The 14,437-nt window shown below is 33.3% G+C and carries 12 protein-coding genes and 3 pseudogenes; 7 read left to right on the top strand and 8 right to left on the bottom strand.

Annotated elements, in window-relative coordinates:
- The first annotated feature begins 168 nt into the window (after positions 1-168).
- The 5 genes and pseudogenes from FH036_RS00165 (at position 169) to FH036_RS00145 (ending at position 3,817) form a co-directional block, all read left to right on the top strand.
- A pseudogene (locus tag FH036_RS00165) lies at positions 169-476 on the top strand (ArsR/SmtB family transcription factor).
- A pseudogene (locus FH036_RS00160) lies at positions 419-637 on the top strand (zinc-binding dehydrogenase); the annotation flags it as partial. The pseudogenes FH036_RS00165 and FH036_RS00160, both read left to right, overlap by 58 nt.
- A gap of 178 nt (positions 638-815) precedes the next feature.
- Entirely contained in the window at positions 816-2,282 is a 1,467-nt protein-coding gene (locus tag FH036_RS00155; RefSeq protein ID WP_139895121.1) for a protein adenylyltransferase SelO, read from the top strand.
- 255 nt (positions 2,283-2,537) lie between these two features.
- Positions 2,538-3,632: a Rap family tetratricopeptide repeat protein gene (locus tag FH036_RS00150; RefSeq protein ID WP_001102714.1), complete on the top strand. Its 1,095-nt coding sequence runs from the start codon at positions 2,538-2,540 to the stop codon at positions 3,630-3,632.
- Positions 3,629-3,817 (top strand): Phr family secreted Rap phosphatase inhibitor, encoded by a 189-nt coding sequence (locus FH036_RS00145; protein WP_000591731.1) that lies wholly within the window; start codon positions 3,629-3,631, stop codon positions 3,815-3,817. Before FH036_RS00150 ends, FH036_RS00145 begins: the two co-directional genes overlap by 4 nt.
- 50 nt (positions 3,818-3,867) lie before the next feature.
- On the opposite strand, the gene FH036_RS00140 is transcribed toward FH036_RS00145, so the two are convergent.
- The 7 genes from FH036_RS00140 to FH036_RS00110 form a co-directional block, all read right to left on the bottom strand.
- Positions 3,868-4,077, bottom strand: a complete 210-nt coding sequence (locus FH036_RS00140) for a hypothetical protein (RefSeq protein ID WP_044793322.1) — start codon at positions 4,075-4,077, stop codon at positions 3,868-3,870.
- Between the two features lie 350 nt (positions 4,078-4,427).
- The gene (locus FH036_RS00135; protein ID WP_044793323.1) at positions 4,428-5,033 is read right to left on the bottom strand and encodes an FMN-binding negative transcriptional regulator; all 606 of its coding nucleotides are present in this window, start codon (positions 5,031-5,033) and stop codon (positions 4,428-4,430) included.
- 141 nt (positions 5,034-5,174) lie between these two features.
- Complete coding sequence (locus FH036_RS00130) at positions 5,175-5,702, bottom strand: GrpB family protein (RefSeq protein ID WP_139895120.1); 528 nt, start codon at positions 5,700-5,702, stop codon at positions 5,175-5,177.
- Between the two features lie 23 nt (positions 5,703-5,725).
- Complete coding sequence (locus tag FH036_RS00125) at positions 5,726-6,073, bottom strand: DUF4260 domain-containing protein (protein WP_138321404.1); 348 nt, start codon at positions 6,071-6,073, stop codon at positions 5,726-5,728.
- Between the two features lie 12 nt (positions 6,074-6,085).
- Positions 6,086-7,054, bottom strand: coding sequence for a bile acid:sodium symporter family protein (locus tag FH036_RS00120; RefSeq protein ID WP_138321402.1), 969 nt, complete (start codon positions 7,052-7,054; stop codon positions 6,086-6,088).
- Positions 7,055-7,058: 4 nt separating this feature from the next.
- Positions 7,059-8,450: an FAD-binding oxidoreductase gene (locus FH036_RS00115; RefSeq protein ID WP_139895119.1), complete on the bottom strand. Its 1,392-nt coding sequence runs from the start codon at positions 8,448-8,450 to the stop codon at positions 7,059-7,061.
- 171 nt (positions 8,451-8,621) lie between these two features.
- Positions 8,622-9,020, bottom strand: a complete 399-nt coding sequence (locus FH036_RS00110) for a DUF2871 family protein (RefSeq protein WP_044793331.1) — start codon at positions 9,018-9,020, stop codon at positions 8,622-8,624.
- A gap of 257 nt (positions 9,021-9,277) precedes the next feature.
- Between FH036_RS00110 and FH036_RS00105 the strand changes: the two genes are divergently transcribed.
- Complete coding sequence (locus FH036_RS00105) at positions 9,278-9,781, top strand: GNAT family N-acetyltransferase (protein ID WP_000636235.1); 504 nt, start codon at positions 9,278-9,280, stop codon at positions 9,779-9,781.
- A 597-nt stretch (positions 9,782-10,378) separates the two neighbouring features.
- On the opposite strand, the gene FH036_RS00100 is transcribed toward FH036_RS00105, so the two are convergent.
- Positions 10,379-13,108: a sensor domain-containing protein gene (locus FH036_RS00100; protein ID WP_139895452.1), complete on the bottom strand. Its 2,730-nt coding sequence runs from the start codon at positions 13,106-13,108 to the stop codon at positions 10,379-10,381.
- Positions 13,109-14,053: 945 nt separating this feature from the next.
- Between FH036_RS00100 and FH036_RS00095 the strand changes: the two are divergent.
- Positions 14,054-14,314: pseudogene (locus FH036_RS00095) on the top strand (ATP-binding cassette domain-containing protein); the annotation flags it as partial.
- Between the last annotated feature and the right edge of the window lie 123 nt (positions 14,315-14,437).

The raw sequence follows: 14,437 nt of genomic DNA, 5'->3' as shown, positions 1-14,437 counted from the left end.
ACATATCATTAAAGTCTTTTCTATCCTCTACCATTTTCAACTCATAAAATTTCATTCGTCTCGATTTTCTTTCCCAATATTGCAGCTCATACAACAATCATGTAGCATTACCGTATCGATGTAATGGTTCATCATCTTAAACCTTTCGACTAATTCATTGGAGGTAAAGTGATTGAAATGAATAAACAAGAACAATTAAACGTTATAAAAAAAATTTTATTGATTCTCAAAAAGTATTATTAGCAATTGGCGATGAAACACGTCAAGCTATTTTGTTAGTTCTCATGGAAACAGAATGTCAAACCGGATTACGTGTAGGTGAAATTACGAAACAAACACACCTTTCTCGACCAGCGGTATCACATCACCTTAGAATTTTACGAGAAGCCGGTATTATTTTAATGCGAAAAGAAGGTACAAAAAACTTACTGCACTTGAAAAGAAGCATAATGCTCAATATTCATTTTTATTTATGAAGCCAAGCGGAGATCAGCTACGCACTATTGCAAACTATATTGAAGCCGGCAAAATCAAACCGGTAATCGATCGCGTTTTCCTTTTTGAAGATGCGCAAAAAGCAATGGAATATTCAGAGGCTCGCAGAGCAAAAGGAAAAATAATTGTAAAAATGAAATAATAATAAAGACTCCATTTTCTTCAAATGGGGTCTTTATATTTACTGTTAAATAGACATAGTGCAGTGAAGTCCTTACAATAGATTGCAAGGGGAAATATCATATTATACTTTTAGCTAATTTTGCAAAGAATACATACGTACAAATACATAATAAAAAAATAAACAAGGAGGAGATAAAATGACTAAAAATAATGAAGCTGGTTGGAATTTAGATCATAGTTATACGACTTTACCACAATCATTTTATACAGAAATCCCCCCTACTCCCGTAAGTTCACCGGAGCTAGTTAAACTAAATCATTCACTAGCAATATCTCTTGGCTTTAATCCTGAAGAATTGAAAAAAGAAGTTGAAATTGCTGTTTTTGCTGGTAATGCACTCCCAGAAGGAGCTCGTCCATTAGCTCAAGCATATGCCGGTCATCAATTCGGACATTTTAATATGTTAGGCGACGGTCGTGCGCTTTTAATAGGTGAACAAATTACTCCTTCAGGTAAACGTTTTGACATTCAGCTGAAAGGTTCTGGCCCTACTCCGTACTCACGACGCGGTGACGGTCGTGCTGCACTCGGTCCGATGCTACGCGAGTATATTATTAGTGAAGCAATGTATGCACTTGATATTCCAACTACTCGCAGTTTAGCAGTTGTCACAACAGGCGAGCCAACATATCGGGAAACAAAGTTACCTGGAGCTATTTTGACTAGAGTAGCAAGTAGCCATATACGCGTCGGCACATTTCAATATGCTGCAGCTCGCGGTTCTATCGAGGATCTTCAATCGCTAGCTGACTATACAATAAAAAGGCATTATCCAGAAATTGAAGCTCATGAAAATCGATATACTGCATTGCTACAAGAAGTCATTAAAAGACAAGCAAGTCTTATCGCAAAATGGCAACTTGTTGGATTTATTCACGGCGTAATGAACACTGACAATATAACGATTAGCGGTGAAACGATTGATTACGGTCCTTGTGCATTTATGGATAATTATGATCAAGGAACCGTATTTAGCTCGATTGATACACAAGGTCGCTACGCATATGGAAATCAGCCATATATGGCCGCATGGGATCTCGCGCGACTAGCTGAATCTTTAATACCAATCCTACACGAAGATGAAGAAGAAGCATTAAAGATTGCTCAAGACGAAATTTCAAAATTTAGCGTACAGTATGAAAAACAGTGGTTCATTGGAATGAAAAAGAAATTAGGACTATTTAGCAACGAAGAACAAGATCAATCACTTATTGAGCAACTTTTAAAAATGATGGAGAAATATAAAGCGGATTACACAAATACATTCCGTTCATTAACTCTTGATACGTTAGAAAATACGCCTCTATTCGATAGCCCTGAATTTAAAGAATGGTACAAACTGTGGCAATCTCGATTAGAAAAACAAGAAGAATCGAAAGAGAATGCCTACGAAATGATGAAAAATAATAACCCATCCATCATCCCAAGAAACCATCGCGTAGAAGAAGCACTAGAAGCTGCTGTTACAAATGGCGACTATAGCGTAATGGAGAAACTTCTTGAAGCTCTAGCAAATCCTTATGCGTATTCTACAGATCAAGAAGAATACTGCGTTCCACCTGCGCCTACGAATCGTCCTTATCGTACTTTTTGTGGGACTTGATTGTTTAATATGTAAAAAGGTGTGTTTATACAAATTGTGTGAACACACCTTTTTTATATTTTCCCCTCTCAACTAGAACTTTAAAATGCACTTCCCCCGATTCCTTTTCTTTACTCCAAAACAAAAACCTAACTATTCCAATAGACTTACTCATGAGCTTATTAAACAAATATTGAGAAATAAAAATTACATTTCTAAATATTGTTATTTTTGATAATATATTTTATAAGAATATTCAAAAAGCGAGGGGATTTCATGAACGTTCAACTACAAGGTAATGAACAAATTACGAAATTATTTAATGATTGGTATTTAGCTATGCTTAAACAAGATGTGTCTCAGGCGACAAACTTAAAGCATGAAATTGAGGAAAAGGAACTAAACTTTGAAGAAGATGAAAACTTAGCATTATACTATTCTCTACTAGATTTTCGTTTCAAAGTTTTAACTGATGGTTTAAGCATCACAAAAGACAGTTTCAATAAAATAGATTCTTACGCGATTTCACCTAATCACCAACTTTCTTACTACTATCATTTATTTAAAGCAATTCATGCTACTTTAACAACAAATTATAATTTAGCAAGTGAACATTATGAAAAAGCTGAAAAGCTATTAGTTAATGTTTCAGATAAACTAGAGGAAGCAGAATATAATTACCGATTCGCTATCTTTAATCAACATTTTTATAAACCTATTGATGCAATTCAGCAAGCAACAAAAGCTAGAAATATTTTCATGACTGAAAATGGGTTTGAGATTAAGTTAGCACTTTGCGACAATATAATAGGTTCCTCATGTGTATTTCTAAAACAATATGAACAAGCAGAGGAAAAATTCAATTCTGCTCTTTCAATTTTACAAAAACTAAACGAAAAGGATTTAGTTTTAAGCGTTCGCAATAATCTAGGTTGGCTCTATGCAAGTCAAAACCTGTCTTCTCTAGCGATTCGACATTTATCAGAGGTAACAACCAAAGTGCCTACACACTTTAAAGCACTCTTTTTACAAGCCAGAGAGCATTATAAACTTGGTGAAATAAACATTGCTGAAGAACTTATTAAAAAAGGATTGGAAGTTTGTACAGAACTAAACAATGTTGAATATATACTTCATTTTAAAATTTTAAATTCCCTTAACAACAATGAGACAACTGAAGATCTAGAAAAGATTATTCTTGAAGGAATTACGTATTTCGACAAAGAATCTTTATATAACTACACTCAAGAATATTCAGAGAAATTAGCAACTAAATTTTATGATGAAAATAATCATGTGAAAGCGAGTGAGTATTTTCATAAAGCGTTACAAGCAAAAGAAAAAACGTTTGAGAAAGGAGCTCTAAAATGATTAAAAAAATTTGTTCTGTTGTTCTAGGACTGTCTGTTATCGGTATTATTTCTATTGGGATAAATAGTTCTTTTACATATCAAGCAAGTCACGCCGATCTCCCTGCACCACAAAGACCTGACCTTGTTCAATCCGTTGACACAAGTAAAGACTACAATCCAACAACAACTGAAAAGACACTTTAAAAACAAAAGACCTTCAATTTAGAAGGTCTTTCGTTTTTTAAAGCACTTATTTAGTTAATGTATTCGCATATTTTTTCATATCCAAATGGTAGTACCAATGACACTAAGCAACCCATCACAATGGAAGCACTGGATAAAAGGATAAATTTCCGAAATGATATATCATTCCTCTTGTACCCAGTAAAACAAGCTTTTATTATAACAAAAACACCCATCATTATGATAATAGCTGAAAAAGTAGCTACTAAAAACACTTCCATTTTGTTTCCTCCTATAAAACACCCTAACTTTAATTTTACCATTAAATGAGAATAACATAAATAATCTCTTTCTTCATACAGGGGTTCACTATATGCCTCCGACGGGATTCAAACCCGCACTCCTTTCGTTTAGCATAGGCTAAGGGGAATACGCTTCCCTACGGAATTTCACCGACAGGAATTCCACCTGTCTCAGCTTATTTGCTTTTCGGTGCTTCTGAAACCTTCGCCTTGCGATCCGGTGCGACATGTTTTCCGGCGCTCTTCCCTTCTAGAGCTACGGAGGCATTTTCATTTTAGTAAAAATATATTTTCTACAAAATTAGCAAATTACCTTTATTTCACTGAACTCATTTTATTTCTTTCATCAACTCCGCAATCCCCCTACTCCCCTCACTCCCAACTTTCTCAAGTTCCCCCACAACTAATTTCCGTCTTTCCACAGAATGATTTTGACTTAACTTCGCTTTTCCTTCTATTTTATTTATCTTTACTTTGAACCCAACTATTCCCTTACTTAATCCTCCCATATAATTCGGGTCTACATCATTAAGTGAGTAGGCGCTCTCTGGATCTTCATACTTATGTACTAACTCTTGAAGAGAATCTATTAATTCCTGTTCATCTTCAACAATTTCTAATTCCCCATATACATGCACTGCAACGTAATTCCATGTTGGTACTGCATTGTTTGTTTCATACCACGATGGAGATATGTAGCTATGTGGTCCTTGGAATATAGCTAACACTTCTTGATTCTCACTATCTTTCCACTGTTCATTCGGACGTGCGAAATGACCATGTAAAGTTAGAGTCTCCCTATTTAATAACAACGGTAAATGCGTTGCATATGGTTCCCCGTTATGTTGAGAAAATAATGTTGCAAAGCTATTTTGTTCCATTATCTCATACTTCATCTTTTCATCTTCTATTGCGAAATATTTTGGTACGTACATAAGCTCCCTCTTTTCCGGTCTTTTCTATTTTATTTCCTATTATATTTAGTAATCGCATCAATCAACAGGGACAGTTTGCCATTATTTTATAGTGGCAGCTTTCAATTTAAAAAGAATAGGCCGCATATACTCAATGCGACCTTAGTTTATTTTTTCCAATATATTTGTAATAAATGCCGTCTTACCTTCACTATAGCCCGCTCTATTTTTCGACTCTCTTGCTAACTCTTTCTTTAAACTCCCATATTCAACAGCAACGTCTTCATGTTCACGAAGGTAATCCCGAAACGCTAAATGTTTTCTTAACTCTTCACTATTCTTATCACACACATATAAATGATGTTCCATCCAAACTGTATTTTCTTCACTCCACGGAACGAAAGCATCCTTTCTACCAAACGCCTCTCTTCCTTTGAAGCTCCAGTCTGCTTGATGGTAATACCCTATCGTTTCAAGTCTTTTTACTACTTCAGGAAAAATTTCATAATCTTCTATTACTATATCAATATCTAATATTGGTTTTGATACAAGTCCTTTAACAGCTGTACTTCCCACATGTTCAACAGACAAAACAAGTCTTTCCATTGCATTGGTAATAATAGTTTGTAATTTATTAAATTCATTTTCCCATTTGATGTTATATTCTTCGATAGTAATTCTTTGTTTCAATGTATCCCTCTCCTCAAAAACCATTATAACCTTTGAATATGAGTATCCTTAAAATCAGTCTCATATTTCAATCCATATCCAAACATTCGATCCATTCCAATATGCGCTGTCCATATTAGTCCAATCATTATAACGGTATCTACCTTAAAGTAGACACCTATGATAGCTATTACTATCGATATAATATATGTGTGAAAAATATTATAAATTTTAGCACCGATTTGATTATTTATCCCGTACGCTAACATTGATAAATCCGGGGCTAAAAGGAATACAAAAAATATAATCCAACTAAATTCATATATCGAATATGCATAAATCGCGGCTACGAAAATAACCAGTCCTTCAAAATGTAAAATACGCTTTTGTATTCTTTATCATTCCTATTTTTCTATATTTACCGATAAAGTTTCATCACTGAAAGTATCCTTTGCATTTTTTGACCAGATGGTTGCTAAAATCGGCCCTGCAATATTATGCCATACTGCCGCTAATACACTTGGAAGTGCAGCCGCTGGTCCAAAATGTGCTGTTGCTAGCGCAACACCTAATCCTGAGTTTTGCATTCCTACTTCTATTGAAATAGCTCTTCTTGTCCCTTCGTCTAGTCTCAGTACGAACGCTGTTATATATCCGAGTAAAAAGCCAAATGCATTATGGAGCATCACTGCAATAAAGATAAGAAGGCCTGAAGAAGTAATACTACTTACATTTGCTGAAACTACCGCTGAAACAATAATGATAATTGCTAAAACTGATATGAAAGGAATAACAGTCATTCCTTTCGTAACAGTTTTCGGGAAAAACTTCTTCACTACTAATCCTAAAATAATAGGTATGATAATAACTTGTACGATAGAAAGAAACATAGACATAGGATTAACCGGCATCCATTGTCCTGCAAGCAATAGTAAAATAAGAGGTGTAGCAATTGGTGCTAGTAACGTTGATAATGATGTCATTGCAATAGACAGCGCTAAGTTCCCTTTTGCTAAATAAACCATAACATTTGATGCGGTGCCACCCGGTACTGAACCGAGCAACACTAATCCAGCTGCTAATTCGGCTGGCAGATTCATAACGTAGGCTAGTACGTATGCGACAAGTGGCATAATAATAAACTGAGCACATACACCGATAATAACTGGCAATGGTTTTGTAGCAATGATTTTAAAATCAACAGCCTTTAACGTTAATCCCATCCCAAACATAACAACCCCAAGTAAAATCGTTATGTAACTAGTTAACCCCAGAAATGGAGCAGGAATAAAATACGCAATAGCTGCAATACAAATAACCCAAAATGCAAAATATTTTCCAGCTATATTACTTATCGCTTCTAGTACTTTCACCCCATCATCCCCTATCCTTTAACTGAAAAACTTTATTCGGATTCAAAATATTTTGCGGGTCAAGAGCTTTCTTTATTTTTTCCATTACGAGTAATGCCGTCCCATGTTCTTCTTCCTGATACTTCCGTTTTCCAATACCAACGCCATGTTCCCCTGTACATGTTCCTCCTCGTTTAAGAGCATATAGAACGATACTTTCATTTATTTCATCTGCTTTTTCCACTTCTTCTTTATCGTTTGGATCAACCATCAAGAGCACGTGGAAATTCCCGTCTCCTACATGACCGAGAATACCACCAACAAGACCATTCTTTTCTAATGTCTCTTTCGCTTGTTGGATAGCTCCAGCTAATTCTGAAATAGGTACACATACGTCTGTACTCATAAGCTTTTTACCAGGATAGCTATGAACGTAAGCATATGCTAGATTATGCCGTGCATCCCATAATTTATTTCTCGCTGCAGTTTCCGTTTCAAAAGCAACTTCTTTACATTTATGATCAAAAACAATTTCCTTCGTAAATTCAACATCTTGCTTTAACCCTGCTTCATTACCGTGAAACTCTAAAAACAATGTAGGTTCTTCTCTGTAACTTGTTTCACTATAATGATTGACTTGTTTCATAGATAGTTCATCAACGAGTTCAATTCTCGCAATCGGAATACCCGCTTGCAATATGTTAATAACAGCTTCTACTGCATCATTTATAGTTGGAAACGATGCTCTCGCGGCCATAACATGTTCTGGTATACCGTATACTTTTAATGTTAACTCCGTAAAACATCCAAGTGTCCCTTCTGACCCTACGAAAATACCATTTAAATGATAACCTGATGATGACTTCGCTGCTAAATTCCCAGTATGTATTACTTCTCCATTAGCAAGAACGACTTCTAAATCACGAACTTGATCACGCATAACACCATACTTCACGGCTGTCGTTCCACTCGCATTTGTAGCAGCCATTCCCCCTAACGTTGCATCTGCCCCTGGATCTACACTAAAAAACAAACCGTATTTCTTCAATTCTTTATTGAGTTGAGAACGAGTCACTCCTGGCTGTACTTTCACCAGAAAATCTTTCTCTCTTATTTCAAGAATTTTGTTCATTAATGAAAAATCAACCGTAATTCCTTTTTCATAAGGAATTACATGTCCTTCTAAACTAGAACCTACCCCAAACGGAACGACGGGTGTCCCGTGCTCACTCGCTATTTTCATTATCGTGCTAACCTCTTCTGTCGTTTTCGGAAAAACTACTACATCAGGTAAACTACTAGCATGATAAGATTCATCTTTACTATGTAACTCTCTTACTGTCGTATTCACAACTACTCGATCGCCGGGAAGTACACCCTTTAATTCATTTACTAAACGCTCTACTGTTATCTCCATCGTACATTCTCCTACTTTCTATAAATTAGAATTACAAAATATGTTAAGTGTTTTATACATAATAATCCGAAAAATTAAATAATTCAAGTTTTATACATATGCAATTCGTTTCATACTGTCGAATAAACAAAAAGAACTTGCAATACCTATCGCAAGTTCTTTTCTATAAAACTACATTTTAAACGACTTCTTTATTAACAACATAAACCAAATTAAAGTAAATGCCATCAGCGAATGAGAAAAACCAACAATATAAGTTAATCCTTTAAAGTCCGCTCCATTTAACTGAAGAAGCCCTCTTGCTGCTAGCGAACCTAACATTAAAATTAATGCGATATTATGTACAACAAACCACTTATTAAAACTTTTCGCTTCATGAAACGCGAATACTTTTGCTAATCCTAAAGCAATTAAAAAGAAGAAAAAGCCGAGTACAAGTGTATGTGTATGTAAAAGGTTTAACAAAGTAGATCCTACAATTCCTTTATACTTTCCATACTCCCTAGCGAAAATCCCTGATAATAAACCGATAATCAAATACGTAAACGATGCATTATATAATTTCTTCATTATGTACCTCCTTGAGTAGAATGTGTAGTGTGTCATATTTAGTAATAATGATAGTTATATAGTAAAAACTCCTAGTCACCTAGGAGTCATTGTATAAGCATCTCACTCTTTACAATCAATTCTAATTATAAAATATCCCTTTATACAAAACAAACGAACTTTATGTGAACAATCCGGGCTCTTGTAAAATATGTTGCGATTTTGTATTACACAATCCATACTAATGATTATAAATGTTAAAGGTGGTGCAGTAGATTGTGATAGTTCTTGAAACGGAACGACTCGTTCTTCGCTGGTTTCATCTAAAAGATGCTCCATTTATTCTCGAGTTAGTAAACGACCCTGCATGGATTCAGTATATCGGTGATAAAAGGATTAAAAACTTAGAAGATGCAAAAAAATACATCTTAAACGGACCCGTTGATATGTATAATAAAATGGGCTTCGGTCTTTACTTAGTAGAACGAAAAGAAGATCTCACTCCGCTCGGTATGTGTGGCCTTATTAAAAGAGATTCATTAGAAGATGTTGATATCGGCTTTGCTTTTTTAGAGAAATTTCGTTCAAATGGGTATGGCTTTGAATCAGCTTCTGCTGTAATCGAATACGGAGTACAAAAACTAGGACTAAAACGAATTGTAGCAATTACTACTATAGATAACATCAATTCAGGAAAGCTTTTAGAAAAAATAGGATTTCAGTTCGAAGAGATAATTTCAGACTCCGGAGAAAATTTAAAGTTATTTGGTTATAACATATAATAAATTATCAGAATTCTCTTTTAATCTAATCAAAAAATATTTCTTACATATACATTCCTAACAGTTATTATGATTAAAATACTCATCTGTTTTTTAACATTATAACCAGACTAATTTAAATCACAATTCTGATTTTCAGTACTGTATTTATTCTTAAAAACACTCTATTTTATTCTTAAATTTGTCAAAACTCTTATGTAGCTACATGAAAATTTTATGCTAATATGTTACTAAGAAACTATGCGTTCCCTTAACCCTGTATCCGGCCCTGTATTTTTACAGGGCCTTTTGTTTATTTAATTTACTTATCACTTGCTTATATACACATTAAAAATCATTTCAAATGTAATAAACGATAAATAATAAAATAACTTTAGATAGTATGACCTACAACTGTAATACGATTCCTTCAAATTTCTTGACGAGAAGACAAGTCATGAAAAAGGAATCACTAAAGAACAAGATCACAGCTTGAGTAATGATACATCTTAATGCAAAATATTTTGGAAACCTAACTGCTAGTTAACTCAAAAAGAAGTTCTACTTAATATAGGTAGAACTTCTTTTCCCTTTACTTCACATGTACATAGTTCTCACTTATTCCTTGCTTAAAAACTTGAGAAACTCATCTTCATTTACAGGTTTACTGTAATAATAGCCTTGAATTAAATAGCATGCATTTTGTTGTAATACTGTTAATTGTTTCTTCGTTTCTACTCCTTCCGCAATCACTTTCATATTTAAAGTATGGGCTAGCGAAATAATAGTTTGTATAATTTCATCTCCATCATTTGAAGTTCCAATCCTATTCACAAATTCTCTTGGGATTTTCAAAGTATCAATTGGATATAAAGGTAGATACGCTAATGAAGAATATCCTGTACCAAAATCATCAATTGATAAATGTACACCATATGATTTTAATGCTTTTAACTTCAATAAAGTTTCTTTTTCATCTACCATGGCAATTCGCTCTGTTAATTCCAAATCAATCAAATTAGCTGGTACTCTTATTTCTTCTATGGTAGATATAATCGTTTGAACAAAATCTTTCTGTTCAAACTCTATAGCTGATAAATTTATCCCCATTTTTAGATTTGTATAACCTGCAGAATGCCATTCTTTCAGTTGTGAACACGCTTGCTGTAGCGTCCATTTTCCAATTGAAATAATCTGTGATGTTTCTTCCGCGATAGGTATAAACTCAAAAGGTGAAATTAGCCCCAGCTCTGGATGTTGCCAACGTATTAATGCCTCTGCACCAATAACCTTTCCTGCCTTACTATCAACTTGTGGTTGGTACAATAAAAACAACTCATTATTTTCAATTGCATTCGGTAAATCTTGCTCTAATTGTAATCGTCTTGTTATTTTTTGAGATAATGTCTCGTCGTATATACAAACAGCATTGCTACCTTCTTCCTTTGCGCTATACATAGCAATATCAGCATGTTGTAAAAGTGTTGTGGCATTTGTTCCTCCAAATGGATACAACGCTATTCCTATACTAAGGGATAAATAAAAGCTGTGTTGATTTATTACAAATGGTTCTTCAGTTATACGAAATAGTCTTTCGCACAAATCTAATAGCTGTTGCTCTGTTTTGTTATGGACAATGATTGCAAACTCATCTCCCCCTATTCTTGCTATATGAATAGTTGGTGGCAGACATGTCCTAAAACGGTTGGCAACTTCTTTTAAAACCTTGTCACCAATTGCATGACCCAGTGTATCATTAATGTTCTTAAAGCGGTTTAAATCTATATACAGGAGTCCAAACTTATCCTGTGTTTTTTGTACTCGCTCAATAGATCTGTCTAATTCTTGTTGGAAGAATATTCGATTTCCAATCCCCGTCACCGTATCATGAAATGCTAGATAGTTTATCTCATCCTGTTGTTGCTTCATCCTCGTTATGTCTTTTACCATTATATAACTCCCAAAAGTTTGTCCTTCTATCATAATAGGAACAATCGTAACGTACCAAAAATGTATATCCTTCTCATTATTATTTTTCACACGTAACTGTAACGAAGACGAACTACATCGTTTCCCCATCTTTAGAGCTGCTTCCAATTCAGGTTTATCTTCATCTAAAAAAATAGAAAAGCACTCTTTTCCTATTAATGCTGCACTGTCTTTTCCTAATAACATACTTCCAGACTGGTTTATATTTAATACGGTACCATTTGAATCAATTGTTAATATAGGATCTGGATGGTACTCATATAAAGACTTAAACCTCTCTTGATTTTTCACCAAATCATTAGATTTTTTTATTAAATCTGCTGTTCTTTTAGATACTTTTTGCTCTAATTGATTATTAAACATTTTTAATGTTTCGGTTAAATCTTTGTTTTGCATTCGTACAATTGTATGACGAATCAGTACAAATACAAAGGCAATACAATTTCCCGTAATCAGTGTAGAGGAAGCAGTTTGCTCTTTTAAAGTAAAACCAATTAAAATTGCAACTGCAAGATAAGGGAATATGACAAGAAGTTTCTTTCCAAATGTCGGATTAATAATAAAATAATTTCTTCTAGAAGTTGCACTCCTTGGGATAGTAGCTGAAATAGCAATAAATAACAGAAAAACTCTATACAAACACCTTAATAATATGAGTGAACGATATGATAAACCATCTTGTAAATAGAAATATAAGTAGTCTGTAATGGACAATCCTGTTAATACTAAAATAAAAATAAATAATTTACTTTTCGCATTAAAAATTGCTGGTCGGAAGATAAGGCTAACTCCTAGTAAAAGCAGCAATAGATCTATAATTGGGAAAATAAATGAAAGCAAAACATCTCCAATTGATAAGAATAAGATATTTGCAGAAGGTTTATTAAATAGGTACCACTCTAAGGTAAAAATAGCAGTAACAACAATACATAAATCACAAATCAAATATGCTTTTTCCCATTTATTACATTCCATCATGATTTTATAAAAGAAAGCAAAAAGAAAGAAGAATAAAAAAAACAATAAAAATACATCAGAGATATTAAAATTTTCTATTGGTAATTCTACATTAAGTACTTGAAAAGCAGATATAAAATTCCCTATCAAGAAACACCCTATTGCAATAGTAATACAAACCCAAAAGACTCCTAATTTAATTTTTCTTGATACCATAGAGTAAAGTAATGAGATAAATACAGTAGTTTCAACAACTAAAGATGATAGTCGTATATTAAAATCTGATACAAAATAATGATTCGGAAAAACAAATAAAAATATAAAACAAAAGCTTAAATAAGCTAGTAGAGCTAATATCAATACATAAAATTGCACATGTGAATGTTTACGCGACGGACTCACCTTCTTAATTTTTTCTAGATCTTTATTAAAAATGACCTGATGCTGCACTGCTCGTATTCATCAAAACTAACTTACTTATTATTCCATATTATGAACTTTTTATAAGATTTCTTTCTACATACCACAGCCTGATTTGCTTTCTGCAGATATTTCCTCTTTTTAACTAAGCATTCCAAAAAGAATACGATGGAAAATGTTATTTTTTTAGTATTTGCTCATCGTAAATTTGAATAATACAACTTAACTGTTCTTTGAATACGAGATAGAATCTAACCTTCCATTACAACATAGTTAGTCGCTTATTGTCACACTTAGAAAGAAGGAAAATATACTATCATTAACTTAGAAATTCGAATTAAATTACTAAACCAACTGTAACTATTATAGTTACAACTAGAGGTGATGTCAATTTCAAATACCTCCCCTTTTAATGGACAAAAGACGTGACATCTTGAACAAAAATACGATGTTTATAAAAAAGATGTAATGTTATTTCGACCTAACCAAAGAAATATAAATGATCTAGCATTAAGTGAAGATGATATTGCATCTCCCAAAAAAGAATGTTACTCTAAAAATAGAATGATGAAAGGAATGATGGATGAATAATGATTAACTAATTTATATTTTAAGTTGAATTTTATAACTTCAAACTACAAAATATAGGGTTAGTCTATCCATTTTTATAATTCATTTCATACTTTATTTGTCATGATTCAAATGATTAATAAGTACTTACTTAAGTATAAGCGACAGACTAATCCTTCCGATTAAAAATTGGGGGATTTTTTTATTCCCTTTTATGTAAGTTAAAATTTATTAATCGCTAAATTTACCTAACAAATAAAGGAGCGAAAAAAAATGGCTAATTCAGACACTATTGTGACACATGTAATGCTCTATATAAGTCGCTAATATCCATCAAACTTATATAGAGAAATTAAAAAATGGATGGATTTTGACCGAATTCAATTTGAGAAAGATATATTTCATTATTCTGGTGGACAAAAGAAAAAACTGCTTATCGCTAAAAGTTTATGTGAAAAAGCCCATATGTATATATGGGATGAACCATTAAACTTTATAGATATTTATTCACGTATGCAAATTGAAGAGCTGATTCAACAATTTAATCCCACAATGATTATTGTTGAGCATGATAAGGCATTTCAACAAACCGTTGCAACGAAAACTATATCTATGTAACTCCACTCGAATCATCAATAAATCAAGCCATTAGTCTATAAAGTATTTGAATGAAGTGTCGAAAAAAGCCTAATTTCTCTACAATACATTGAGAATTTAGGCTTTTTAATAAGACAATTAGGA

The organism is Bacillus sp. CD3-5, from assembly GCF_006349665.1.
In the GTDB taxonomy this organism is placed as follows: Bacteria; Bacillota; Bacilli; order Bacillales; family Bacillaceae_G; genus Bacillus_A; species Bacillus_A paranthracis.
This window is presented reverse-complemented; position numbering and strand designations above follow the sequence as displayed.

Bases quoted from the DNA above. Each gene is read 5' to 3' on its own strand.
- FH036_RS00115 (WP_139895119.1), bottom strand. From the start codon at position 8,450: ATGGAGATAACAGTAGAGCGTTTAGTAAATGAATTAAAGGGTGTACTT.
- FH036_RS00140 (WP_044793322.1), bottom strand. From the start codon at position 4,077: ATGGAAGTGTTTTTAGTAGCTACTTTTTCAGCTATTATCATAATGATG.
- FH036_RS00110 (WP_044793331.1), bottom strand. From the start codon at position 9,020: ATGAAGAAATTATATAATGCATCGTTTACGTATTTGATTATCGGTTTA.
- FH036_RS00150 (WP_001102714.1), top strand. From the start codon at position 2,538: ATGAACGTTCAACTACAAGGTAATGAACAAATTACGAAATTATTTAAT.
- FH036_RS00155 (WP_139895121.1), top strand. From the start codon at position 816: ATGACTAAAAATAATGAAGCTGGTTGGAATTTAGATCATAGTTATACG.
- FH036_RS00135 (WP_044793323.1), bottom strand. From the start codon at position 5,033: ATGTACGTACCAAAATATTTCGCAATAGAAGATGAAAAGATGAAGTAT.
- FH036_RS00145 (WP_000591731.1), top strand. From the start codon at position 3,629: ATGATTAAAAAAATTTGTTCTGTTGTTCTAGGACTGTCTGTTATCGGT.